Annotated in this window: 19 protein-coding genes; 10 read left to right on the forward strand and 9 right to left on the reverse strand. The window is 74.9% G+C overall.

The genetic code is table 11. From position 1 onward, the window contains the following. Positions 1-139 precede the first annotated feature (139 nt). Positions 140-1,429: an RsmB/NOP family class I SAM-dependent RNA methyltransferase gene (locus ADEH_RS21215; RefSeq protein ID WP_011423153.1), complete on the forward strand. Its 1,290-nt coding sequence runs from the start codon at positions 140-142 to the stop codon at positions 1,427-1,429. 10 nt (positions 1,430-1,439) lie between these two features. On the opposite strand, the gene ADEH_RS21220 is transcribed toward ADEH_RS21215, so the two are convergent. The 4 genes from ADEH_RS21220 to ilvD all read right to left on the reverse strand — a co-directional run bounded on the left by ADEH_RS21220 (position 1,440) and on the right by ilvD (position 4,563). After that, entirely contained in the window at positions 1,440-1,853 is a 414-nt protein-coding gene (locus ADEH_RS21220) for a MarR family winged helix-turn-helix transcriptional regulator (RefSeq protein WP_011423154.1), read from the reverse strand. 80 nt (positions 1,854-1,933) lie between these two features. Beyond that, entirely contained in the window at positions 1,934-2,317 is a 384-nt protein-coding gene (locus tag ADEH_RS21225) for a DMT family transporter (RefSeq protein ID WP_011423155.1), read from the reverse strand. 52 nt (positions 2,318-2,369) lie between these two features. Further along, positions 2,370-2,690, reverse strand: a complete 321-nt coding sequence (locus ADEH_RS21230) for a DMT family transporter (RefSeq protein ID WP_011423156.1) — start codon at positions 2,688-2,690, stop codon at positions 2,370-2,372. Positions 2,691-2,880: 190 nt separating this feature from the next. Then, positions 2,881-4,563 carry a dihydroxy-acid dehydratase gene (gene ilvD, locus ADEH_RS21235; RefSeq protein ID WP_011423157.1) on the reverse strand — a complete coding sequence of 561 codons (1,683 nt, stop codon included), beginning with the start codon at positions 4,561-4,563 and terminating at the stop codon, positions 2,881-2,883. A gap of 123 nt (positions 4,564-4,686) precedes the next feature. On the opposite strand from ilvD, the gene ADEH_RS21240 reads away from it, so the two are divergent. From ADEH_RS21240 to ADEH_RS21255, 4 genes are all read left to right on the forward strand, one after another. Beyond that, on the forward strand, positions 4,687-5,346 hold the full coding sequence (locus tag ADEH_RS21240) for an NUDIX hydrolase (RefSeq protein ID WP_011423158.1): 660 nt from the start codon (positions 4,687-4,689) through the stop codon (positions 5,344-5,346). A gap of 63 nt (positions 5,347-5,409) precedes the next feature. Beyond that, the gene (locus tag ADEH_RS21245; protein ID WP_011423159.1) at positions 5,410-7,020 is read left to right on the forward strand and encodes a hypothetical protein; all 1,611 of its coding nucleotides are present in this window, start codon (positions 5,410-5,412) and stop codon (positions 7,018-7,020) included. Positions 7,021-7,031: 11 nt separating this feature from the next. Next, complete coding sequence (locus ADEH_RS21250; protein WP_011423160.1) at positions 7,032-7,580, forward strand: HEAT repeat domain-containing protein; 549 nt, start codon at positions 7,032-7,034, stop codon at positions 7,578-7,580. Positions 7,581-7,631: 51 nt separating this feature from the next. After that, entirely contained in the window at positions 7,632-8,756 is a 1,125-nt protein-coding gene (locus ADEH_RS21255) for a tetratricopeptide repeat protein (RefSeq protein WP_011423161.1), read from the forward strand. A 13-nt stretch (positions 8,757-8,769) separates the two neighbouring features. Here the strand turns inward: ADEH_RS21255 and ADEH_RS21260 are convergent, their stop codons facing one another. From ADEH_RS21260 to ADEH_RS21270, 3 genes are all read right to left on the reverse strand, one after another. Further along, positions 8,770-8,973, reverse strand: a complete 204-nt coding sequence (locus tag ADEH_RS21260) for a hypothetical protein (protein ID WP_041453752.1) — start codon at positions 8,971-8,973, stop codon at positions 8,770-8,772. Positions 8,974-9,105: 132 nt separating this feature from the next. Beyond that, entirely contained in the window at positions 9,106-9,516 is a 411-nt protein-coding gene (locus tag ADEH_RS21265; protein ID WP_011423162.1) for a response regulator, read from the reverse strand. Between the two features lie 129 nt (positions 9,517-9,645). Beyond that, complete coding sequence (locus ADEH_RS21270) at positions 9,646-9,810, reverse strand: hypothetical protein (protein ID WP_232287369.1); 165 nt, start codon at positions 9,808-9,810, stop codon at positions 9,646-9,648. A 179-nt stretch (positions 9,811-9,989) separates the two neighbouring features. Between ADEH_RS21270 and ADEH_RS21275 the strand changes: the two genes are divergently transcribed. Together ADEH_RS21275 and ADEH_RS21280 are read left to right on the forward strand one after the other, a co-directional pair. Next, positions 9,990-11,369, forward strand: coding sequence for an IgA Peptidase M64 (locus ADEH_RS21275; protein WP_041453754.1), 1,380 nt, complete (start codon positions 9,990-9,992; stop codon positions 11,367-11,369). A gap of 186 nt (positions 11,370-11,555) precedes the next feature. Continuing rightward, entirely contained in the window at positions 11,556-13,298 is a 1,743-nt protein-coding gene (locus ADEH_RS21280; RefSeq protein ID WP_011423164.1) for an acyl-CoA dehydrogenase family protein, read from the forward strand. Between the two features lie 91 nt (positions 13,299-13,389). Here ADEH_RS21280 and ADEH_RS21285 read toward each other — a convergent pair whose 3' ends face one another. Then, the gene (locus tag ADEH_RS21285; RefSeq protein WP_011423165.1) at positions 13,390-14,079 is read right to left on the reverse strand and encodes a glycine cleavage system protein H; all 690 of its coding nucleotides are present in this window, start codon (positions 14,077-14,079) and stop codon (positions 13,390-13,392) included. A gap of 384 nt (positions 14,080-14,463) precedes the next feature. Here ADEH_RS21285 and ADEH_RS21290 point away from each other — a divergent pair, with 384 nt between their 5' ends. Then, positions 14,464-15,060, forward strand: a complete 597-nt coding sequence (locus tag ADEH_RS21290) for a hypothetical protein (protein ID WP_011423166.1) — start codon at positions 14,464-14,466, stop codon at positions 15,058-15,060. A 5-nt stretch (positions 15,061-15,065) separates the two neighbouring features. Here ADEH_RS21290 and ADEH_RS21295 read toward each other — a convergent pair whose 3' ends face one another. Further along, complete coding sequence (locus ADEH_RS21295; protein ID WP_011423167.1) at positions 15,066-17,204, reverse strand: hybrid sensor histidine kinase/response regulator; 2,139 nt, start codon at positions 17,202-17,204, stop codon at positions 15,066-15,068. A 198-nt stretch (positions 17,205-17,402) separates the two neighbouring features. On the opposite strand from ADEH_RS21295, the gene ADEH_RS21300 reads away from it, so the two are divergent. Continuing rightward, entirely contained in the window at positions 17,403-22,964 is a 5,562-nt protein-coding gene (locus ADEH_RS21300) for a HAMP domain-containing protein (protein WP_011423168.1), read from the forward strand. Positions 22,965-23,245: 281 nt separating this feature from the next. Beyond that, positions 23,246-24,517 carry a homospermidine synthase gene (locus ADEH_RS21305; RefSeq protein WP_011423169.1) on the forward strand — a complete coding sequence of 424 codons (1,272 nt, stop codon included), beginning with the start codon at positions 23,246-23,248 and terminating at the stop codon, positions 24,515-24,517. Positions 24,518-24,751 lie beyond the last annotated feature (234 nt).

Raw genomic sequence — 24,751 nt, forward strand, 5'->3', positions numbered from 1 at the left:
GGCCGGATTTCGGCGGTTTTTGGGGGCCCGGCGCCGCCGCTCGCGTCACGTGTAACCCGCGGCGTCACGCATTCCCCGGTGAACCCCGGGCCCCCTCCATCGGGCCCCGGCGGGGTATCTTTCCGCGAGCCGTGCCGCCATGACCGCTCGCGACCCCCGCCCATCTCCGGCCGCGCCCACCGAGGCGGAGCGGCGCGTCGCGGGCGTCGCGTGGGAGGCGCTCGCGGGCACGGGCCCCGGGCTCGGGCCGGAGCTCGACGAGGTGCTCGCCGGCGGCGCGGCGGAGCGGGCCGTGACCCGCGCGCTGCGGGCCCGGCCGGCGCTCGACGCGGCCGGGCGCGCCGCGGTGGCCGAGGCGATCTTCGGCGTGGGGCTGTGGCGGCGCCGGCTGCGCGCGCAGCTCGGCGATCCGCGCGCGCCGCCCGCGCTGCTGCTCGCGGCCCTGCTGCGCGACCTCGGCGGCCGCGAGGCGGGCGCCTCCGAGGCGCTCGCCGGCCTGCCGCCCGGCGCGCTCCCGCCGCCGCGCCCGCCGCCGGCCGCGCGCGCCGACCGCTTCTCCCTGCCGGCCTGGCTCGACGCCGAGCTCGCCGCGGCGGCCGGCCCGGACGCGGACGCGCTCGCCGCGGCGCTGTGCCTGCCCGGCCCGGTGGCGCTCCGGGCGAACCGGCTCCGCGCCGGGCCTGCCGCGCTCGCCGCGCGCCTCGAGGCCGAGGGCGTGCGCACCCGGCCCGGCGCGCTCGCGCCCGCGTGCCTGGTGGTGGAGGGCCCGCGGCCGAACGTGTACGGGCTCGGCGCCTGGCAGGAGGGGCTCTTCGAGGTGCAGGACGAGGGGAGCCAGCTCCTCGGCGAGGCGGTGGGCGCGCGCGCCGGGGAGGCGGTGCTCGACGCGTGCGCCGGGGCCGGCGGGAAGACGCTCCTGCTCGCCGCGGCGGTGGGCGCGGCGGGGCGCGTGCACGCCGCCGATCCGGACGCCGGGCGGCTGGTGCGCCTCCGGACGCGCGCGCTCGCCGCGGGCGCGGCGCGCATCGTGGCGGTGCACGGCGCCGCGGCGCCGGCGGAGCTCCGGGTGGATCGCGCGCTGGTGGACGCGCCCTGCTCCGAGCTGGGCGCGCTCCGCCGCGGGCCGGACCTGCGCTGGCGGCTCGACCCCGCCGCGTTCGCGGCGCTCCCCGCGCTGCAGGCGCGCATCCTGGAGCGCGCCGCGGCGCACGTGCGCCCCGGCGGCCGGCTGGTCTACGCGACCTGCACGTTCCGGCGCGCCGAGGACGAGGACGTCGCCGAGGCGTTCGAGGCGGCCCACCCGGAGTTCGCGCGCGCGGCGCCGGACGCGCCCGCGAGCACGCTCACCCCCGACGGCTTCCTGCGGACCTGGCCGCACCGCCACGGCACCGACGCGTTCTTCGCGGCGGCGTGGGTGCGGAGGGGATAGGCGGAGCGCGCTACCTGGCCTTCGCCGACCGCGCGGCCAGCAGCTTCGCGCCCCCGTGCGCCTCGAGCGCCACCTCCAGCGCCCGCGAGTAGTCGGGCCGCGCGCCCTCGAGGCGCGCGCGCCCTCGCTCGGTCAGCACCGTGTACACGCCGCGCTTGTCGTCCGGGCACAGGTCGCGGACCGTGAGGCCGCCGCGCTCGAGCCGCTCGACCATCCGCGAGACCGAGCTCTGGTTCAGGCCCAGCTGCGCGGCCAGCTCCTGCATGCGCAGCTCGGAGTCCGGCGCTCGCGCCAGCAGCTCGAGCGCGCGGAACTCCGTCAGCCCGAGCCGGTGGCGGGCCTGCAGCACCTTGCCCAGATCGGCCTCGACCTGGGCCACGAGCTGGACCAGCTCGAGCCACGCATCGCCTCGCCTCGACGTCACCGGCGCGCGCTCCTCTCGGACGGCATGCGTCGCATGCTCTCACGTGCATGCCCATGCAAGCAACGAGGCGGGCGCGCCCGTCAGGCGCGCGCCCCGGGCCCGTCCGCCCTGGCCCGGTCCGCCAGCTTCAGCCAGACCACGCCGGCGATGATGACCGCCAGCCAGAACGCCTGGACCGGCGTCAGGGGCTGGTCGAGCAGGACGCCGCCGAGGATCGCCGCGCCCACCGAGCCGATGCCGGCCCACACCGCGTAGCCGATCCCCACGTCGATCGTGCGCAGGGCGACGCTCAGCGCGTACAGCGTCAGCAGGAAGAACACCCCGGCGGAGATGGACCAGCCCGGCACGGTGAACGCCCTGCTGCCGGCGACGCTCAGGGCGTAACCGATCTCGAAGGCCCCCGCGAGCAGCAGCATGAACCACGCGCGCCCATTGCCCCCGTTCGTCTCGTTCGTCGTCGTCACGTCTCGCTCCTCGTGGAAGATCTGGAAGGGATTGAAGGATGGCCGCTGCCGGTCAGGCGGCGCCGCTGAGCCGCAGGCCCACCACGCCGCCGATGACGAGCAGGATCCCGAGGAGCTTCTGCCAGCCGAGTCGCTGGCCGAGGAACATCGCGCCGAGGACGACGACCCCCACGCCCGCGACGGACGTCCAGATCGCATAGCCGACCCCGACGTCGAACGTCAGCAGCGCCAGGCTGAGGAAGAAGGTGCCGATCGCGCCGCTGACGAGCGTGGCCGTGGTCCACCACGGTCGGGTGAAGCCTCGTGCGTTGCCTGCGGAGATGGCCACCGCGATCTCGAAGATCACGGCGACGCCGAGATGGATCCAGCTCATGTGGGTGACCCCTGGGTCGTTCGGTTCAGGACCGCGGCGACGGGCGCCGCGTCATGCTGTTGCATGCGCATGCATTTATCTGCGGCGCGGCGAGGCCGTCAAGCCCTTTGCATGTGCATGCATCGACGAGCGCCGATCTCCGCCGGCCCCGGGGGGGGCGGCGGGGATCGGGCCTCGGGGCCGCGGCTCGCTAGAGGTCGGTGCTCCGCAGCACGGCGCCGTTCGCCGCGTTCGTGACGAGGTGCGCGTAGCGGCGGAGCCAGGACGAGCCGGGATCGCGGCGCTTCGGCCGGAACCCCTCGCGGCGCCGGGCCAGCTCGGCGTCGGAGACGTCCACCGTCAGCGCGCGCGCCGCCACGTCGATGGTGATCCGGTCGCCGTCCTGCACCAGCCCGATCACGCCGCCCTCGGCGGCCTCGGGGGAGACGTGGCCGACGCAGGCGCCGCGGGTCGCGCCGGAGAAGCGGCCGTCGGTGACGAGCGCCACGCTCTCGCCCAGGCCCATGCCCATGATGAGCGAGGTGGGGGAGAGCATCTCCTGCATGCCCGGCCCGCCCTTCGGCCCCTCGTAGCGGATCACCACGAAGTGCCCGGGCTTCACCTTGCCGCCCATGATCCCGGCGATGGCCTCGTCCTGCGAGTCGAAGCAGATCGCCTCGCCGGTGAACGTGCGCATGGAGGGCTGGATGCCGGCGGTCTTCACCACCGCGCCCTCCGCGGCCAGGTTCCCGAACAGCACCGCCAGGCCGCCCACCGGCGAGTACGCGTTCTCGAGCGGCCGGATGAGCTCCGGGTCGGCGGTCCGCGCGCCGCGGATCCGCTCGCCCACGGTCTCGCCGGTCACGGTGAGCGCGTCCTCGCGGACGATGCCGCCGCGGCGGGCCGCCTCGCGCAGCACCGCGGGCACGCCGCCGGCGCGGTGGATGTCCTCCATGTGCACGGTCGCGAGCGACGGGGCGATCTTCGCGATGTGCGAGACCTTGCCGGCGATCTCCTCGATGTCGCGCAGCGACAGCGGCGCCCCGGCCTCGCGCGAGATGGCGAGCATGTGCAGCACGGTGTTGGACGAGCCGCCCATGGCCATGTCCACCACCATGGCGTTGTGGATGGCGTCGCGGTTCACCAGGTTGCGCAGCCTGAAGCGCTCGTCGGCGGCGATCTCCACGGCGCGGCGCGCGGCGCGGCGCACCAGCGCCTCGCGCTCCGGGGTGAGCGCGAGCACGGTGCCGTTGCCGGGCAGCGCCACGCCCATGGCCTCGCACAGCACGTTCATCGAGTTCGCGGTGAACATGCCGGAGCACGAGCCGCCGGACGGGCAGGCCTGGCACTCGATCTCGTACAGCTCGGCGTCGGTGATCTGCCCCTGCGCGCGCTTGCCCACCGCCTCGAACGCGGTGTTGAGGTCGATGGGCGTGCCGTCGTGGAGGTGGCCCGCCTTCATGGGCCCGCCGGACACGAACACGGTGGGCACGTTCACGCGGAGCGCGCCCATGAGCATGCCGGGGACGATCTTGTCGCAGTTCGGGATGCAGACGAGCGCGTCGAGCTGGTGCGCGTTCATCACCGTCTCGATCGAGTCGGCGATGAGCTCGCGCGAGGGCAGGCTGTACCTCATGCCCTCGTGGCCCATGGCGATGCCGTCGTCCACGCCGATGGTGTTGAACTCGAACGGCACCCCGCCGGCCTTGCGGATCTCGTCCTTCGCGATCCGGCCGTACTCCTGCAGGTAGTAGTGGCCCGGGATGATGTCGATGTGGCTGTTGGCGATGCCGATGAACGGCTTCTCGAAGTCGCCGTCGTTCAGGCCCGTCGCGCGGAGGAGGCTGCGGTGGGGCGCACGCTCGAAGCCCTTCTTGATCCGGTCGCTGCGCATCCCACCTTTTTCGCGGAAACACGCGTGGAAATCAATCGGCCGCAGCGCGCGCGCCGCGGCGGGCGGGCGTGCGTCCCCCTCGCCGCCCGGCGCGCCCGGTCGCGCCGCGTTAGATGGAGGGCGATGCGTGCCCCCGGCTTCGACGAGGCGACCGAGCGCGTGCGGCGGGCGCTCGGCGCACGGCCGCGCCGGTCGCTCGCGGTCCCGGGCTTCCGGCCGGCGGCGGTGCTGGTCGCGCTGCTCGACCGCCCCGGCGGCCCCTCGATCCTGTTCACCCGCCGTTCACAGGCGCTGAACCACCACCGCGGCGAGATCTCCTTCCCCGGGGGACGGCTCGAGCCGGGCGAGGACGCCCCGGCCGCCGCGCTCCGCGAGGCGCACGAGGAGGTTGGGCTGGCGCCGGCGGCGTCCGAGGTGCTCGGGCTGCTCGACGACCTGCCCAGCGTGGCCGGGTACGTGGTGACGCCGGTCGCCGCGGCCGTGCGCGCGCCGCCCGCCGCGTTCACCGCCGCCGCCGACGAGGTGGACGAGCACTTCGAGCTGCCGCTGGCGCAGCTCCTCGACCCGGCGCTGCGGCGCGCCTCGCTGTGGGATCCCGCGGGCCTGCCGGAGCGGCTCGCGGCGGTGGTGGCCCGCGCGGCGGTGCCGTTCGAGGACGTGGACCCGGGGACGGGGCACTGGCGGGTGTGGTCGTTCCACGCGGACGAGGCGCGCGTGGTCTGGGGCCTCACCGCCCGGATCCTGGCGGACCTCCTCGATCGGGCCTTCGCCGGTCGGGGGTGATCGCGAGCGCCCGCGTCGGGGGGCCCCGTCGCGCTCGGGGATGGCCGGCCTTACCATCCCGGCGTGAGCCGCACGCCCGCCGCCGTGCTCGTCGCGCTCGCCGCCGCGGGGCTCGCGACCGGCGGCTGCGGCAACCCCACCTTCGACCGGCGCATCGACCAGGGCGGGCGCGGCGTGGGCGAGGCGTGCACGCGCGCCTCCGACTGCCGCTCCGGCCTGTGCCTCTCGCGCGTGTGCGCCGCGTCGATCCCCGCCGGCGCGTGCGGCCCGTCCGGCCACCGGCCCACGGTCGCGCTCGGCGCGGTGGCCGGCCCGGCGGAGCGGCCGCCCGACGTGCCGGATCCGCCCTGCGCGCTGCCGGTCAACGCGGCGGTGATCGGGCCGGTGCAGGAGCGCGGCACGCACGCGCCCGGCGACGAGGTGTCGTTCGACGTGCCGGCCGGCACCACCGGGTTCACGCTCTACTTCCAGGAGGTGGACGGCACCGCGCCCGAGGCGGTGGACTGGCCCGGCGCCGGGCCCGCCGCGAACGCGCCGTTCCCGCAGCTCGTGCTCGACGCGGGCGGCGCGCGGTTCTACGACGACGCCGCCAGCGCGCCGGTCGTCGATGGCAGCCGCGACTACAGCCAGTGGCTGCTGTTCTACGCCGGCGTGATCCCCTCCGCCGGCGCGGTCACCGTCCCGAACACCACCACCGCGCTCGACCGCGTCCGCTCCGACGGCCAGCTCGCGCCGGGCGCGTGGCGCTTCACGCTGAACGACCTCGCGGCCGCCTGCACCACCACCACCGGCTGCACCGGCGGGAGCACCGAGGGGCGCTACGACGTGAAGGTGGTCACCCGCGCCGGGCCGCTCGTGTCCACCGGCACGCTCGACCTCGAGATCTACCTCGTGTCCTCCGACCCGGCGCACCCCGAGTACTCGGCCGCGAACGCCGCCGCCGACCCGTCCGCCAGCGCGACCGCCGCGCAGTTCCGGCGCTTCGTGGACGGGCTGCAGTCGCTGTTCGCGCGCGCCGGGGTGTGCCTCGGCACGGTCACGTTCCACGACGTGCCGGACTGGGCGCGCACCGAGCTGAGCACCCCCAGCATCGACGACTCCGGCCCGTGCAGCGAGCTGGCGCGGCTGTTCCGGCTGGCGGTCCCCCGCAACGCGGTGCACCTGTTCCTCGTGGACGAGCTGACCACCTCGGCGAGCGGCGGCGGCGGCACGGTGGTGGGGCTCGACGGCTCGATCCCCGGCCCCTCCGGCGTGCCCGGCGGCGTGAACAGCGGCGCCGCGGTGGTGCTCGCCGACCTCGGCGCCGAGGCGGCGCCGGGCGCGTGCTCGCCGGCGAGCCCGTTCTCGGTCGCCGCCTGCGGCACCGACGTGGTCTCGTACATCGCCGCCCACGAGGCGGGCCACTGGCTCGGCCTCTACCACACGACCGAGGCCACCGGCACCGCGCTCGACCCGATCGCCGACACGCCGGGCTGCCCGTGCGGCGCCTGCCGCCCTTCCTCGTCGCCGCTGCCCTGCGGGACCGCGCTCCTCTCCGCCCCGCAGTGCGCCGGCAGCTCCGGCTGCGGCGGCGGCGACAACCTCATGTTCTGGCAGATCGACCCGTCGATCGCGCGCGGCACGCTCACCCCGCAGCAGGGCGAGGTCGTGCGGCTCAACCCCGCCGTCCGCTGAGGGAGGTCCCCGTGCTCGCCGCCGGCCTCGCCGCCGCCCTCGCCCTCTCCGCGCTCGCCGCCGCCCCCGGGGCCGGCGCGCCCTCCACCGCCGACGAGGTGCGGGCCCTGCTCGGCACCATCGACCGGCCCATCCCGCCGGAGGCGTGGCGCGCGCTCGGCCCGGAGGCCGGGCCGCTGCTCGAGGCCGCGGCCGCGAGCGGCGCCGAGCTCCCCAGCCGCCGCGCCCGCGCGCTGGAGGGGCTGGCGGCGCGCGGCGGCGCGCGGGCCGAGGCGCTCCACCGCCGGCTCGCCGCCGACGCGGCCGCGCCGCGCATCGTGCGCGCCGGCGCGGTCCGCGGGCTCGGCGCCCTCCTCCCGCCCGCGGGCCTGGGCGAGGCGCTCGTCCCGCTCCTCTCCGACCGCGACCCCCGCCTCCGCCGCGCGGCGGCCGAGGCGCTCGCCGCGCGCGCGCCGGCCCAGGGCTGCGCCGCGGTCCGCGCGCAGGCCGCCCGCGAGCCGGGCCGCGCGCTCGCGCGGGCGGTGCAGGCGTGCGAGCGGGCGGTGCCGCGCCGGCGCTGATCGCCCCGCGCGATCGTCGTCGCGCGGCCGGACCCCTGCTATCGTCCGGCCGTGCTCGCGCTCGCCGCCGCCCTGCTCGCCGCCGCCGCCGCCGCCGCCGCCCCGCCCATGGCCTGCGAGCGGCACGCCAGCCTGTTCCCGAACGCGCCGCGTCCGCCGGGCGGGGAGCCGGGCTGCGCCGCGGCGCTGCGCGAGGCGTGCGACGCGGGGCGGCGGCTCGCCTGCGCCGAGCTGGGGCGCGTGCTCGAGGCGGGCACCGCCGGGCCGGCGGATCCGGCCGGCGCCGCCGCGCTGCACCGCCGCGCCTGCGACGCCGGCGTGGGCGCCGCGTGCGCCCGCCTCGCGCACCACCTCCGCGAGGCGGGGCAGCCGGCGCGCGCGGTGACCGAGGCGCTCGAGGAGGGCTGCGCGCTCGGCTCGGGCGCCGCCTGCCTGGAGCGCGCCGCGGCGGAGCGGGACCCGGCGCGCGGGGCGCGGCTCCGCGAGCGCGCCTGCGACCTCGGCGAGGCCGAGGGCTGCCTGGCGATCGCGACCGGCGCGCCGCCGGCGCGCGCGCAGGCGCTGCGGGATCGCGCCTGCTGGCTGGGCTCGGCCGACGGCTGCGCGGCCGCCGGCGCGGGGCTCGCGCGCGGCGACGCGGGGCGGGAGGATCCGGTCGCGGCGCGGCTGCGGCTCGAGCGCGGCTGCGAGCTGGGCGGCGCGGAGGCGTGCGCGCGGCTCGGCCTGGTGCTGCTCGCGGAGGGGCGGCGCGGCGAGGCGGCGCGCGGCGCGCGGCTGCTGGTCGAGGGGTGCCCGGCGCTCGGCGCCGAGGAGTGCCTGGACTCCGCCGAGGCCTGGCTGAAGGGCCCGCAGGCGGTCATCGACGAGGGCTCGGATCCGGCGCTGCTCGACCTCGCCTGCCGGCGGAAGGTCGCGGACGCCTGCGCGTGGCTGGGGCGGATGGTGCAGGAGGGCCGGCGGGTGCCGGCCGACGGCCCGCGCGCCGCCGAGCTGTACCGGCGCGCCTGCGAGGCGGGCCGCGCGAGCGCCTGCTCCGACCTGGGCGTGCTCTACCGGTTCGGCGCCGGCGTCCCGCGGGACGAGGCGCGCGCCGGGGCGCTGTTCGCCGGCGCCTGCGAGAGGGGCGTCGAGCGCGCCTGCGCGCTGCGCGAGGATCCCTCCCGGCCGATCGACTGACCGGCGCGCCGGATCAGCTCGCGAGCGCGAGCGCGCCGTGCGCGTCGCCCAGCGCGACGACCTCGATCGGGCCCGCGGCCTCGAGCTCCTCGGCCCGCAGCTCGGCGCGGAACAGCTCCTCCGCCTCGCGCGCGTCCCACGCGCGGATGTGCGCGACGCGCCGGCCCTCGGGCGACGCGATGGTGCAGCGGTAGAACGACTCCCGGTGGGCGTTCATTGCGATCCTCGGTTCGGAGGGCGCACGGACCGGTGACGACCCGGTGGCGCCGCGGCGAAAGGTAGCGCCCGCGGCATGGCGCCACGGTGCCGGGATCGTGTCGTTCTCGTGACGACGGGCGCCGCCCGCTCCTCAGGCGGCGGGCAGGCCGGGCGGGTCGTCGGGACGGAACGGACGGCCCAGGGCGCGCGCCACCGCGTCGAGCAGCGGGTGCTCCTCGACCGGCTTCGCGACGAACGCGTCGGCGCCGGCCTGCAGGAGCGCGCGGGCCGCGCCGTCGTGCCCGGAGATCCCCACCACCGCCAGGTTGCGCAGGCGGCGCTCGCGCGAGCGGCGCAGCAGGCGCACCAGCTCGGAGCCGAGCATTCCCGGCATGACCTCGTCCACGATCACGAGGTCCGGCGGATCCGCGAGCGCGAGCGCCAGCGCCGCCTCGCCGGAGTCGGCGTCGATGGGCGTGTAGCCCGCCCCCTCGAGGATGAGGCCGATCAGCTTGCGGATGAGGTGGTTGTCGTCCACCACCAGGATCCGGATGGGCGCCATGCTTGGACCTCGCGCCAAGGCTAAGGGCCCACCCTGACGCGGACCAGCCCGGCAGGCGCCGCCCGTCGAGACCGCCCCATCAGAGAACGCCTCCCGGTGCGCGAGACGCCGGTGACCACGCGCGTACGCTCAGCGGCCCGGGTGCTGCGTGACGTCGGCGGCGACGTCCGCCTGCGCCCACATGGAGCGAGGCGTGCGGGCCTGCTCCATGATGGCGATGCCGATCGCGCAGGCCAGGAACACGGCCAGCGCGAGCATCCACGGCCGGAACTCGAGCAGATCCCGGGGCTGCACGGGACGCCGCCCCCGGCTCTCGTCTTCCCACGGCCACATCATGCCCCGTAAGTAGACCGCGATTCTCGCGAGATGCAACCCCTGCCTCGGGATGACGAGCGGGCGTTCAGGGGATCCCCCGGGTGGGCGGGGAACCTCTGGCCCGCCACCTCCGGCCGGGCGGCTACACTGTTCGGCCCATGATCCCCCTGCTCGTCGCGCTCGCCCTGTCGGCGGCCCCCACCCAGCCCCGGACCCTCCGCCTCGACCTCTTCCACACCGGCACCGCCACCGAGGAGCGCTTCGCGGTGGACCGGGTGGTGCTCGAGCCGTTGCCGTTCCCGGGCAACCCGGCGCGCGCGGTGGACGACACCAACCTCGGCAAGTACTTCTTCGAGGTCCGCGACCTCGCCACCAACCGCGTCGTCTACTCGCGCGGCTACGCCTCGATCTACGGCGAGTGGGAGACCACCGAGGACGCGCGCAAGGTGAGCCGCACGTTCTCCGAGTCGCTCCGCTTCCCGGCGCCCGAGGCGCCGGTGCAGGTGGTGGTGAAGAAGCGCGGCGCGGGGAACGCGTTCCAGGAGGTCTGGTCCACGGTCGTCGATCCGAAGGACCGCTTCGTGGATCCGTCGCGGCCGGCCTCGCCCGGCCCGGTGATCGAGATCCTGAAGAGCGGCGACCCCGCCCACAAGCTCGACCTGCTGCTGCTCGGCGACGGCTACACCGAGGCCGAGCGCGGCAAGTTCGAGAAGGACGCGCGCCGCCTGGTGGCCGAGCTGTTCGCGCACGAGCCGTTCCGCTCGCGGAAGGCCGACTTCAACGTGTGGGGCATCTGCCCGCCCGCCGAGGAGAAGGGCGTCTCCCGCCCGCTCACCGGCGTGCACCGCCGCTCGCGCGTCGGCTCCACCTACGACGCGTTCGGCTCGGAGCGCTACCTGCTCACGTTCGAGAACCGCTCCATGCGCGACGTGGCGTCGTTCGCGCCCTACGACGCGCTCGCCATCCTGGCGAACGGCGAGACCTACGGCGGCGGCGGCATCTTCAACCTCTACGCCACGGTGGCCGCCGACAACCGCTGGGCCGGCTACATCTTCGTGCACGAGCTGGGGCACCACCTGGCCGCGCTCGCCGACGAGTACTTCACCTCGGACACCGCCTACCTCTCGCCCGAGGGCCGGCCCGAGCCGTGGGAGCCGAACGTGACCGCCGACCCGAAGGCCGCGAAGTGGGGCGACCTCGTCGCCGCCGGCACGCCGCTCCCCACGCCCTGGCCGAAGGACGTGTTCACCAAGCGTGCGAACGAGTTCCAGGAGCGCCGCAAGCGCATCCGCGCGCAGAACCGGCCCGAGGCCGAGATGGACGCGCTGTTCCTGGCGCAGCAGAAGGAGGAGACCGCGCTGCTCGGCGAGGCGCGCTTCTCGAAGGCGGTGGGCGCGTTCGAGGGCGCGAACTACGAGGCCACCGGCTACTTCCGGCCGCAGATGGACTGCGTGATGTTCACCCGCGACCCCGTGCCGTTCTGCTCCGTCTGCCAGCGGTCGATCGGCCGCGTCATCGACCTGTACACGGCGCGGTGAGCTCCCCGGCGGGGGCGCTCACCGCCCCCGCCGCTCCCGACCCAGAGTCGTTGCCTCCCGACCCAGAGTCGTTTGGGCAGGGCCCGTGTGCCCCCGTCCGGGGGGACCTCGCTCCGGCCGTGCCGCGACGCGTTATGATTCTGAAATCAGCGGCGCCTTCCCCCCTGCGCCGGCCCGGAGAACGCCATGGTGGACAAGAAGACCGCGAGCTTCATGCGCTCGCTCGCGCTGGGCGACATCGAGGAGGAGATCCTCCTGCCCTACCCGGAGCCGCGCCGCGCCGAGAAGGAGACCCTGGAGGCCATCCAGCAGACCCTGAAGTCGATGCTGGGCGGGCGCGGCGCCGACTTCCGCGCCTGGGACCGAGCCGGCGAGATGCCGCCCGGGTTCGTGCAGGAGCTGAAGGACGCCGGGCTGTTCAGCCTGGTGGTCCCGGAGCACCACGGCGGCATGGGGCTCGGCGCCACCGCCTACGCGCGGGTCATCCAGGAGCTGGGGCGCTACGACGCCTCCGTCGCGGTGACGGTCGGCGCGCACAGCTCGATCGGCATGCGCGGCCTGCTCCTGTTCGGCACCGAGGAGCAGCGGGCGCGCTTCCTGCCGCGCCTCGCCACCGGCGAGCTCATCGCCGCGTTCTGCCTCACCGAGCCGGGCGCCGGCTCCGACGCCGCCAGCATCAAGACCACCGCGGTGCGCGACGGCGACGGCTGGATCCTGAACGGCGAGAAGCTCTGGATCACGAACGGCGGCATCGCCGACTTCTTCACCGTGTTCGCGAAGACCTCGCTGGAGGGGCGCGGCCACATCACCGCCTTCATCGTCACCCGCGACATGAAGGGGGTCTCGACCGGCCCGCACGAGGACAAGATGGGGATCCGCGCCTCGTCCACCACCACGGTGGTGCTCGAGGACGTGCGCGTGCCCGCCGCGAACGTGCTCGGCGAGGAGGGCAAGGGCTTCAAGGTCGCGATGAAGATCCTGAACGCCGGCCGCACCGGCCTGGGCGGCGGCTCGGTGGGCGGGATGAAGCGGCTCATCGAGCTGTCGGTGGCGCAGGCGAAGGAGCGCAAGCAGTTCGGCCAGCCCATCGCCAGCTTCGGCCTGGTCCAGCAGAAGATCGGCCAGATGGTGATCGACTGCTACGCGGCCGAGAGCGTGGTGAACATGGTGGCCGGCCTGGTGGACCGCGGCTTCGAGGAGACGCAGGTCGAGGCGGCCATCTCGAAGGTGCTCGCCTCGGAGAGCGTGTGGCGCACCGCCGACGAGGCGCTGCAGATCGCGGCCGGCTCGGGGTACATGCGCGAGATGCCGTACGAGATGGCGCTCCGCGACACCCGCATCAACCGCATCTTCGAGGGCACGAACGAGATCCTCCGGCTGTTCATCGCGCTCACCGCGGTGAACGACCTGGGCCAGGAGCTCGCCGACGTGGCGGAGTCGATGAAGGGCGTGCTCGCCGATCCGATCAAGGGCTTCGGCGTCATGTCGGACTACGCGAAGCGCCGCGCCGCGCTGGCCACCGGGCTGCGCCGCAAGAAGGGCAAGTGGACCATGCTCCACCCGGCGCTCGCCGAGGACGCGGCGGTGTTCGAGGGCGCCGCCACCGACCTCGCCATCGCCGCGGACAAGCTGCTGCGCAGGTACGGCAAGAAGATCGTGGGCGCGCAGCTCCTCACCAAGCGGCTCGCCGACGCGATGATCGACCTGTTCACGCTCGCCTGCATGCTGGCGCGCGTCTCGACGCGGCTCGAGGACCACGGCGAGGCGGCCGCCGCCGAGGAGCGGCGCATCCTCACCGTGTTCGCGCGGCAGGCCCGGCGGCGCGTCGAGGCGGGCCTGGCGGGCCTCGAGCAGAACGAGGACGGGGCGCTGCAGGCGGTCGCGGCGCACGCGCTCGAGACCGGCCGGTACGGCTGGGACAACCTGTAGCCGCGGACGCGAGGCGCCCGCGCGCTCCCCGGGGACGGTGGAGCGCGCGGGCCTGGTTCGCGCGGACGAGGCGCCCCGCGGGCGCGGCGGCCTACGCCGCGTGCAGGAAGGCGAACACGACCTTGCGCCAGCCCTCCTCGCCGAGCGCGGCGGGGAGCGGCTCGACGAGCACGCCGCCGTCGGCCGCGGCGAGGCCCAGCTCGGACTCGACGAAGCGCGTGAGCCGGGTGCGCTCGGCCGCGAGCCAGCCGCCGGCCTCGCGGTCCTGCGGCAGGCGCATGTAGGCGGCGTCCGCGGGCGCGAGCGTGAACAGCCACCCGCCGCCGTACGGCTCGCGGTGCACGAGGCCCGGATCGCGCCGCACGGCCGGGTTCACCCGCATCACCCTGCCGTCCACCGGCGCGCCCATGCGCACGGTCCGGCCGCCGGCGCGGAGCACGACGATGGGGTCGCCGCGGTGGACGCTCATGCCCGGCCGCGGCAGCTCGACCGACGTCACCGACGGCAGGATGTGGCGCGCGAGATCGTCCACACCGACCGTGAACTCGCCGGTGCGGCGCCCCGGCGCGAGCCAGGTGTGGTTGGGGGCGAAGTAGGCCCCGGGCCGCCAGGCGAGCCCGTCCGCCATGGGCACGGCGCGTGCGCGCCGCTGCCGCAGGACGTGGATCGCGACGCCGAGGAGCACCGCCGGGATCGCGAGCGCGAGCCCCCCCGCGATGCTGAGCGCCAGGCGCCCACCCATGCCGACCAGGAGCGAGCCGGCGGCTTCCAGGATCTCCATCAAGGTCGTCATCTCCGCTGCCGCCTTTCCGGCGGGAGGTCCCCCGAGCCTGCGGAGCCGCTCCGCCCGTGAGGACCCATCGCAAGGGGCAGGCCAGCCGGGGACCCCAGCGGTTTCGCGCCCCTGCGAGCCTCCGCGGCAGGCTGCCGCGTCGAGAAGCTCGACGCACTCCGGGTGCGGTACGCGCGAACCGGCCGCGATCACGGCGCTTCCGCCCCGCGTCGAGTTCCTCCACAGGTGCTGCGATCCTCACCTGCGCCGGGCGCGGGCGGGAGCGTCGCGGCGGGCCGCCAGGCCCCCCGCGGCGCCGCCCCACCGGATGCGGCCGGGGAGGCTTGCCCCCGCCGCCACCGCCGCCAAGCTTGCCGTGCGGAGGTTCCACGGATGCTCCGCCACGCCCTCGCGATCCCGCTCGCCGCCGCCCTCGCGCTGCCGGCCCGCGCCGAAGACCCCGCGCCGCCGGTGGAGGGACGGCTCGACGCCGGCGCCGCGCAGGTGGAGATCCTGGGCCGGCCGGTGCGGGTGGGCGAGCGCATCGAGCTCCCCGAGGGCTACCTGATCGTGGAGGAGAAGGGCACCGAGGACGGACGGGTGGGCTCCTTCAGCGTGGTCCCGGCGGAGTCCTTCCAGCCGGTCGCGACGCTGGCGATGGCCGCGGACGCAGGGTCGGGGCAGGGCACCGCCTCCGACGCCGGCCCGACCGCCGCGGCGCCCGCGCCCGCCGCGCTCCCGGTCGCGGCCCGGGCTGCGCCGCCCTGCCGCGCCGAGCGGGCCGCCTACCTGCGCGAGCTGTGGAAGACCTCGGGCATCGACGTGAAGGACCCCGACGCCCTGCTGGCCGGGCTGGAGGCGGGCGAGGCCGGGCCGGCCACCGGCTACTACTGGTTCGCGCTCGCGACCGACCCGTTCCGCCCGCTGGCCTGGTCGTCCGACCTGCGCGAGCGCGCCGAGACGCTGGCGCGCTGCGTCCGCGGGCGCTGAGCCACCTACCCGCCGGCGAGGGCGCGGCCCTCGTCGATCCCGCGCGGCTCCGGCGGCGCGGCCTCGCGCTCGCCCTCCTCGACGCCGGCCGGCAGCTCCAGCCGGAACACCGCCCCGCCGCGCTCCGGCGCCGCGACCGACACGCGGCCGCCGTGCGCCTCGGCGATGCTGCGCGTGATGTAGAGCCCGAGGCCGAGGCCGCCGGTCCCCGCGCTCCGCTCGCCCTGCTCGAACAGCTCGAAGATGCGCGCGCGGTCCGCCTCGGAGATGCCGCGCCCGGCGTCCTCCACCGCCACCTCGGCCGAGGCGCCGCGCCGCGCGACCCGCAGCGCGACCGGCCCCGACGCGCCGTGCTTCACCGCGTTCGAGAGCAGGTTGGTGATGACCTGGTCCACGCGCCCGCGGTCCCACACGCCGCGCAGCGACTCCGGCGCCTCCACCGTGAACGCCCGCCCCTGCAGCGCCAGCACGTCCTCGAAGCGCCCGGCCACGTCGCGCGCGATCTCGACGAGGTCGCACGGGGCGCGCTCCAGCGCGAGCCGCCCGCTCCGGATCCGGGCGAGGTCGAACAGGCTGTTCACGAGGCCGCCGAGCCGCTCCACCTGCTTCACCGCGCCGCGCACGCGCCGCTGCAGCTCCTCGCGCGAGCCGGGCGGCACCGGGATGCGCCCGGTGTCGAGCAGCTGGTTCAGCACGCGCGCCTGGAGCAGCAGCGCGGCGAGCGGCGTGCGCAGCTCGTGCGAGGCGATCGAGAGGAAGCGCTCACGCAGCTCCACCGCCTCCTGCGCGCGCCGGTAGAGCAGCGCGTTCTCCACCGCCTGCGCGACGCGGCGGCCGAGCTCGGCGGCGAGCTCGAGGTCGCGGGCGCGCGCGGGGCGCGCGGTGAACAGGTGCATGGTGCCGATGCGCTGGTCGTGCGCGGTGAGCGCCACCTGCACGATCTCCGCCGCCGCCAGCGCGTCGAGATCCCGCGCCAGGTCCTCGCCGTCCGCGTCGAGGAGGCCGGCCGGGTCCTGGATCACCTCGACCCCGCGCTCCGGCCCGCGCCCGAGCGCCGGGTGGCGCGCCACGCGCTCCAGCGCCTCGCGCGCCTCCGGCCGGACGTGGACGACGGCGCGCACCGGCGGGCTGCGCGGGTCGGCGCCCACCTCCACCGCGCAGCCCTCGCCGAGCGCCGGCACCGCCACCGCCGCGGCGCGCGCCACCGTGTCCTGGCAGTCGAGCGAGGTGGACAGCTCGGCGGTCGCCCGCGACAGCAGCTCCAGCGCGGCGCGTCCCTCGACCACCTCCGTCACCTCGACCGAGAAGCCGCGCAGCTCGAGCCCGGCGCCGTCCTCGCCGGGCAGGAGCCGCGCCGCCGTCTCGAACCACGCCTCGCTGCCGTCGGCGCGCACGAACCGGTGCTGCAGCGTGGCGCCGGGGCTGCCGGCGGTGATGGCGCGGAGCGACGCCAGCACCCGGTCGCGGTCGGCCGGGTGCAGCGCCGCCGCGAACAGGCCCGCGTCCGCCGTCCAGCGCTCCGTCGGGTGACCCAGGATCGCCTCGGCGCTCGGGCTCACGAAGCGGCACACCAGCGTGTCGGGATCGATCACCCACACCAGCGCGTGGGTGATCCCCTCGACCAGCGTGCGGTAGCGCTTCTGCGCCGCCTCCTGCCGGCGCAGGCTCTGCAGCTCGAGCTGCGCCAGCGCCAGCGCGTGCTCGCGCCGCTCGTGCGCGCGGAGCTGCTCGGCCTGCGCCAGGATCTGCCGCTGCGCCCGGTGCAGCGCCACGAACGCCGCCACCTTGGAGCGCAGCAGCTCGGGCGTCACCGGCTTGAACAGGTAATCGACCGCGCCCGCCTCGTAGCCGCTCAGCACCCGGCGCTCGTCGGCGCCGTACGCGGTGATGAAGACGACGGGGATGTTGCGGGTGCGCGGGTTCTGCCGCACCAGGCGCGCGGTCTCGTACCCGTCCAGCTCCGGCATGTTGACGTCGAGCAGGATGAGCGCGCACTCGTCGCGCAGCAGGAACCGGAGCGCCTCCGCGCCGGATCCCGCCTTCACCAGCTCGTACCCCGCCCCCGCGAGCGCCGACTCGAGCGCCAGCAGGTTCGCGGGCCGGTCGTCCACGAGCAGGATCTTCACGGCCTCGACACCGTCCATGAACGCTCCGGGGGTACCGCCGAAATGCGTCCATGATCCGTTCGACCCCCCGCATGCGTAACGCCCCCGGTGCGGCCCCATCCCGCCAGGGTCGGTTCATACTGTCAGTCAACGTGCTCCCCTCGCGGGGAATGGAGAAGCGCGCTCCAGATGGAGAGATCGTACCCCTCTTCCCGTCCTGCTCTCCGAGGAACGCCCATGACGAGCCGCGCCCGCGCGAAGCCCCACGTCGGTGCTCCCCCTCCCCCTGCCGCGCCGGCGCCCCGCGCCGCGCGCCCCGCCGCCGGCGCCCGCTCGCCCGGCGGGCCGAGACGCGGCAACGGCGCCGAGGTGGTGGACGGACGCACCTCGACGCCACCTCCGGCCGCGCACGCGCGCCTGGAGGCCCTCGACCCCGAGGACCGCGAGGAGCTCGCGCAGCTCGTCGAGGTGCTGAAGGCGGCGAAGGCCGGCGACTTCTCGGTCCGGCTGCCCTACCGCCGCGACGGCCTGCTGAGCCAGGCCGGCGAGCTGCTGAACGACCTGATCGCGCTCAACGAGCACGCCGCCGACGAGCTGGTGCGCGTGGGCCGCGTGGTCGGGCAGGAGGGGCGCTCCACCGAGCGCGCGTCGGTGGGCCCGGCGCGCGGCGCCTGGGCGGCGAGCGTCGGCGCGGTGAACCAGCTCATCTCGGACCTGGTCGCGCCCACGAACGAGGTGGCGCGCGTGCTCACCGCGGTGGCGACCGGTGACCTCTCGCAGAAGGTCGCGCTCGACCTGGGCGGCCGGCCGGTGCGCGGCGAGTTCCTGCGGATCGCGACGAGCGTGAACGCGCTGGTGGACCAGCTGAGCGCGGTGTCCGCCGAGGTCCGGCGCGTGGTGCGCGAGGTCGGCAGCGAGGGCAAGCTGGGCGGGCAGGCCTCGCTGAAGGGGCTCACCGGCACGTGGAAGGACCTCACCGACGACGTGAACGGCCTCTCGGCCAACCTCACCGCGCAGCTCCGCAACATCGCCAAGGTCACCACCGCGGTGGCGAAGGGCGACCTCTCGCAGAAGATCACCGTGGACGCGCGCGGCGAGATCCTCGAGCTGCGCGACACCATCAACACCATGGTGGACCAGCTCTCCTCGTTCGCGGCCGAGGTCACCCGCGTCGCGAAGGAGGTCGGCAACGAGGGGAAGCTGGGCGGCCAGGCCGACGTGCGCGGCGTGTCCGGCACGTGGAAGGACCTCACCGACAACGTGAACGGGCTCGCCGCGAACCTCACCGCGCAGGTCCGCAACATCGCCAAGGTCACGACCGCGGTCGCGAACGGCGACCTCTCGCAGAAGATCACGGTGGACGCGAAGGGCGAGATCAACGAGCTGAAGAACACCATCAACACGATGGTGGACACGCTCCGGTCGTTCGCGGCCGAGGTGACCCGCGTCGCGAAGGAGGTCGGCACCGAGGGCAAGCTGGGCGGGCAGGCCGACGTGAAGGGCGTGGCCGGCACCTGGAAGGACCTCACCGACAACGTGAACGGGCTCGCCGCGAACCTGACGGTGCAGCTGCGCGACGTGTCGAAGGTCGCGACCGCCATCGCGCACGGCGACCTGACGCAGAAGATCACCGTGGACGTCCGCGGGGAGATCCTCCAGATCAAGGACGTCATCAACCGGATGGTGGACCAGCTCAACTCCTTCGCGGCCGAGGTGACGCGCGTCGCGAAGGAGGTCGGCACGGAGGGCAAGCTGGGCGGCCAGGCCAACGTGCGCGGCGTGTCGGGGACGTGGAAGGACCTCACCGACAACGTCAACGCCATGGCCTCCAACCTGACCGTGCAGCTGCGGGACGTGTCGAAGGTCTCGACCGCCATCGCGAACGGCGACCTGACGCAGAAGATCACCGTGGACGTGAAGGGCGAGATCGCCCAGATCAAGGACGCCACCAACAAGATGGTGGACCAGCTCAACTCCTTCGCCGCCGAGGTGACGCGCGTCGCGCGCGAGGTGGGCACCGAGGGCAAGCTGGGCGGGCAGGCCAACGTCCGCGGCGTGTCCGGGACCTGGAAGGACCTCACCGACAACGTGAACGGCCTCGCGGCCAACCTCACCAACCAGGTGCGCAACATCGCGCTCGTCACCACCGCGGTCGCGAACGGCGACCTGTCGCAGAAGATCACCGTCGAGGCCCGCGGCGAGATCTACGAGCTGAAGAACACCATCAACGTGATGGTGGACCAGCTCCGCTCCTTCGCCGCCGAGGTGACCCGCGTCGCGAAGGAGGTCGGCACCGAGGGCAAGCTGGGCGGCCAGGCCTACGTGAAGGGCGTCTCCGGCACCTGGAAGGACCTCACCGAGAACGTGAACGGCCTCGCGGCCAACCTCACCAACCAGGTGCGCAACATCGCGCTCGTCACCACCGCGGTCGCGAACGGCGACCTGTCGCAGAAGATCACCGTCGAGGCCCGCGGCGAGATCTACGAGCTGAAGAACACCATCAACGTGATGGTGGACCAGCTCCGCTCCTTCGCCGCCGAGGTGACCCGCGTCGCGAAGGAGGTCGGCACCGAGGGCAAGCTGGGCGGCCAGGCCTACGTGAAGGGCGTCTCCGGCACCTGGAAGGACCTCACCGAGAACGTGAACGGCCTCGCGGCCAACCTCACCAACCAGGTGCGCAACATCGCCAAGGTGACCACCGCGGTGGCGCACGGCGACCTGACGCAGAAGATCACGGTCGAGGCCCGCGGCGAGATCCTCGAGCTCAAGAACACCATCAACGTGATGGTCGATCAGCTGAACTCCTTCGCGGCCGAGGTGACCCGCGTCGCGAAGGAGGTCGGCACCGACGGCAAGCTGGGCGGCCAGGCCGAGGTGAAGGGCGTCTCCGGCACCTGGAAGGACCTCACCGACAACGTGAACGCGCTCGCCGCGAACCTGACGAACCAGGTGCGCAACATCGCGCTCGTCACCACCGCGGTCGCGAACGGCGACCTGTCGCAGAAGATCACGGTGGACGCCAAGGGCGAGATCCTCGAGCTGAAGGACACCATCAACGTGATGGTGGACCAGCTCAACTCGTTCGCGGCCGAGGTGACCCGCGTCGCGAAGGAGGTCGGCACCGACGGCAAGCTGGGCGGCCAGGCCGACGTCCGCGGCGTGTCGGGCGTGTGGAAGGACCTCACCGACAGCGTGAACCTGATGGCGACCAACCTCACCACCCAGGTGCGCGGCATCATCCGGGTGGTGACCGCCATCGCGAACGGCGACCTCTCGCAGAAGTTCGTGCTCGAGGCCAAGGGCGAGGTGGCCGCGCTGGCCGAGACCATCAACGGCATGACCGACACGCTGCGCACCTTCGGCGACCAGGTGTCGAGCGTGGCCCGCGAGGTGGGCATCGAGGGCAAGCTGGGCGCGCAGGCGCACGTGCCGGGCGCGTCGGGGATCTGGAAGGACCTCACCGACAACGTGAACTTCATGGCCGCGAACCTGACCAAGCAGGTGCGCGGCATCGTGAAGGTCGTGACCGCCATCGCGAACGGCGACCTCTCCCAGAAGTTCATCCTGGAGGCGAAGGGCGAGGTGGCGGCGCTGGCCGAGACCATCAACGGCCTCACCGGCACGCTGGGCATCTTCGCCGACGAGGTGTCGAGCGTGGCCCGCGAGGTGGGCATCGAGGGCAAGCTGGGCGGGCAGGCCAAGGTGCCCGGCGTCTCCGGCATCTGGAAGAACCTCACCGACAACGTGAACCAGCTCGCCGGCTCGCTGTCCGCGCAGGTGCGCGCCATCGCCGAGGTGTCCACCGCCGTGACCAAGGGCGACCTCACCCGCAAGGTGGCCGTCCAGGCGCAGGGCGAGGTGGCCGCCCTGAAGGACAACATCAACCAGATGATCGAGGCGCTGCGCGACACCACCGACAAGAACACCGCGCAGGACTGGCTCAAGACGAACCTGGCCAACTTCTCCAACATGATGCAGGGCCAGCGGAACATCGTCTCGGTGGCGCAGGCCATCATCTCCGAGCTGACGCCGCTGGTGGACGCGCAGCACGGCGCCTTCTTCATGCTGGAGCAGCCGGAGGACGGGGTGCCCGACGAGCCGGTCCTGCGCCTGATCGGCAGCTACGGCTTCGGCGGGCGGCGCAGCCTCTCCAGCACCTACCACATGAAGGAGACGCTCATCGGCCAGTGCGCCTTCGAGAAGAAGCGCATCATCGTGAGCGACGTGCCGGAGGGCTTCCTCTACATCGCCAGCGGCATGGGCGAGGCGCCGCCGCGCAACCTGCTGGTGCTGCCGGTCCTGTTCGAGGGCGAGATCAAGGCCGTGATCGAGCTCGCCTCCTTCCGCGAGTTCAGCCCGAACCACCTGGCCTTCCTCGATCAGCTCATGGAGAAGGTCGGGTTCGTGCTGAACATGATCTCCTCCAACATGCGGATGGAGGGGCTGCTGCTGGAGCTGAAGCGCTCCAACGCAGAGCTGGAGGCGCAGGCCGCCGAGCTGAACGAGAAGGCGCGCCTGCTCGAGCAGAAGAACTCCGAGGTGGAGCTGGCGAGCCGCAGCCTGGAGGAGAAGGCGGAGCAGCTCCAGCTCATCTCGCGCTACAAGTCCGAGTTCCTCGCCAACATGTCGCACGAGCTGCGCACGCCGCTGAACAGCCTGCTCATCCTCTCCAAGATGCTGGCGGAGAACCGCGACGGGAACCTCACCGTGGAGCAGGTGAAGTTCGCGAGCACGGTCTACACCTCCGGTCACGAGCTGCTCGGGCTCATCAACGAGATCCTCGACCTCTCCAAGATCGAGGCCGGCAAGATGCCCATCGAGCCGCGCGACACCCGCCTCGAGTCGGTGCGCGACGACCTGGAGCAGACGTTCCGCCACGTGGCCGAGCACAAGGGGCTCGGGTTCCAGGTGCGCATGGCGCCGGACCTCCCGGACCGGATCCACACCGACCCCACGCGCCTCCAGCAGATCCTGAAGAACCTCATCTCGAACGCGTTCAAGTTCACGGAGCGCGGCGAGGTGGTCCTCGAGGTGAGCCCGGCCGCCGGCGGCGCGCTCGCGTTCGCGGTGCGCGACACCGGCATCGGGATCCCGGCCGACAAGCAGAAGCTGATCTTCGAGGCGTTCCAGCAGGCCGACGGCACCACCAGCCGCAAGTACGGCGGCACCGGCCTCGGGCTCACCATCTCCCGCGAGATCGCGCGCCTGCTGGGCGGCTCGATCGAGGTGGAGAGCGCGCCCGGGCGCGGCAGCGTGTTCACCCTGGTGCTGCCGGCGCGCTGGGCCGGCGCGGAGACCGGCCGCGACCCGGCCATGGCGCTCGCGGCGGAGCGGCCCGAGGACTACCCGGAGCTGCCGACCGGGGTGGACTTCTCCGGGCGCACCGTGCTCCTCGCCGACGACGACATGCGCAACCTGTTCGCGATCCACAGCGTGCTCGAGACCGCGCACGTGAAGGTGATCCACGCGCAGAACGGGCGCGAGGCGCTGCAGGTGCTGGAGGCCTCGCCGCAGGTGGACCTGGTGCTGATGGACACCATGATGCCGGAGATGGACGGCCTCACCGCCATCCGCGCCATCCGCGCGCAGGCGCGCTACCGCTCGCTCCCCATCGTGTCGCTCACCGCGAAGGCCATGAAGGGCGACCGCGACGACGCGCTCGCGGCCGGCGCGACCGACTACGTCGCGAAGCCGGTGGACCCGCAGCGGCTCCTCTCGGTGATCGGCCGCTGGCTGGCCGAGCCCGACGCCCGCATGGGCAGCGCCGCGAACGGCGCGGCGAACGGGGCGGTGCGGTAGGCGGCGGCGCGGGCGCGCGCGGCCCGGGCGGTTGCTTCCCTCGCCACGATCGATAGAGTGGCGGGACCGTGATCCGCTCGATCGCCCACCGCGCGCCCCGCGCGCCCGACACGGCCTGCCCGGCGCATCGCGCCGCGGCCCGCTCCGCGCGGTAGCGGGCGGCTCGCGGCGCGCTCCCCCCATCCAGCTCCGTCTCCGCGGCCCGGCCGCGCGCGCGGCCTCGTGCCGCGAGCGCGGCCGCGCGCCGCCGTCTCGCCCTTCACCTGTAAGGAGGTGCTTACTTGAATCGTTCCGTCGGTCCCCGCGGCACCGCGCTGCTGGTCGGCGCCGCCGGCGGCGTCGCCCGCGCCCTGCTCTCCGTGCTCGCCTCGACGCCGCTCGGCCGCGCGCTCGCCGCGCGCCTCGACGCGCTGCTGCTCGTGGACGCGCGGCCGCTCCCGCCCGGCCCGCTGCCGCCGATCGCGCGGCCGCTCCCGCAGGCCGGGATCCGGCACGCCGACGACCTGGCGCGCCTGGTGCGCGACCACGGCGTGGACCAGGTGGTGGACCTGTCCTCGCTCGACACGCTCGACGCCATCCGCGCCTGCGACGCGGCCGGCGCGAGCTACCTCGACACCAGCCTGGAGCACTGGCCCGGGGAGGCGCCCCGCGCCTGGGAGTCGCTCGTGCTGCGCGCGATGCCTCCCGCGCGGCCGGCGCTGCGGCGCGGGAGCTTCCTCGTGGGGAGCGGCATGAACCCGGGGGTGGTGAACGCGCTCGTGTTCGCGGGCATCGAGGCGTTCGCGCGCCGGGCCGGCGTCGCGCCCACGCCCGAGGCGCTGCGGCTCCACGCGGTGCTGTTCACCGAGGAGGACACCACCGTCGAGACGCTGGGCGCGCCGCCCGCGGGCGCGTTCCCCATGACCTGGAGCCCGCTGCACTGCCTGGAGGAGCTGCTCCTCGACGACGCGCTCGCGGTCCGGCGCGGGGAGCTCGTCCGCCTCGGCCACCGGCCCTGCGACGCCTGGTACCGCGCGCGCTGCGGGGATCGGATCGTGGAGGGGTTCGTGGTCCCGCACGAGGAGGTGCTCACGCTGGCGGAGCGCCTGCCGGAGCAGGAGCTGGCGTTCGTGTACCGGCTGCCGCCCGCCGCCCGCGCCGCGCTCGCGGCCGCGCCGCAGCGGGTCCGCCCGGCCGCCTGGCCGCTCCACCGCATGTACCCTCCGCACCGCACCGCGCTCCGCGGGCGGGACCGCGTGGGCGTGCTCCTCTGCAGCCTGCGCTTCGGGGAGCTCTGGATCGGCTACGACGTGGGCGCGGGCGCCGCCGGGCGCCTCGGCACCGGCGCCACCCAGCTCCAGGTCGCCGCCGGCGTGGCGGCGGGCTGGGCGCAGCTCGGCCGCCGCCGCGGGCTCCACTTCGTCGAGGACCTCGACTGGCGCGAGCACCTGGCGCGGGTGGACGCGCTGCTGGGGCGGGCGCTCGTGGTCCACGACCCGCACGCGCCGCCGCGCACGCTGGAGGAGCGGCGCGTGGGCGCGGCGCCGGCGGAGGCGACCGCGCTCCCCGCCTGACCCGGCGGCGCCGGGGCCGCCGCGGTGCGCGCCTGCGGCCGCCGGCCCCGCCGCGTGCGGTTGACTTCCCGGCGCGCGTGGCCGACAACGGGATCCTCGTGATCGGAACCCTCGCCCAGCGCTCTTCCGCCCGCCTCGCGGCGTCACCGGCCCTCCGGCCGGCGGCGGCCGCGTGCGCCCCGGCGCCGGCCTGTCTTGGTTCCCGCGTCCTGGCGCGCCGCGCGTAGCGCCGCC

Source organism: Anaeromyxobacter dehalogenans 2CP-C, from assembly GCF_000013385.1.
GTDB lineage: Bacteria > Myxococcota > Myxococcia > Myxococcales > Anaeromyxobacteraceae > Anaeromyxobacter > Anaeromyxobacter dehalogenans_B.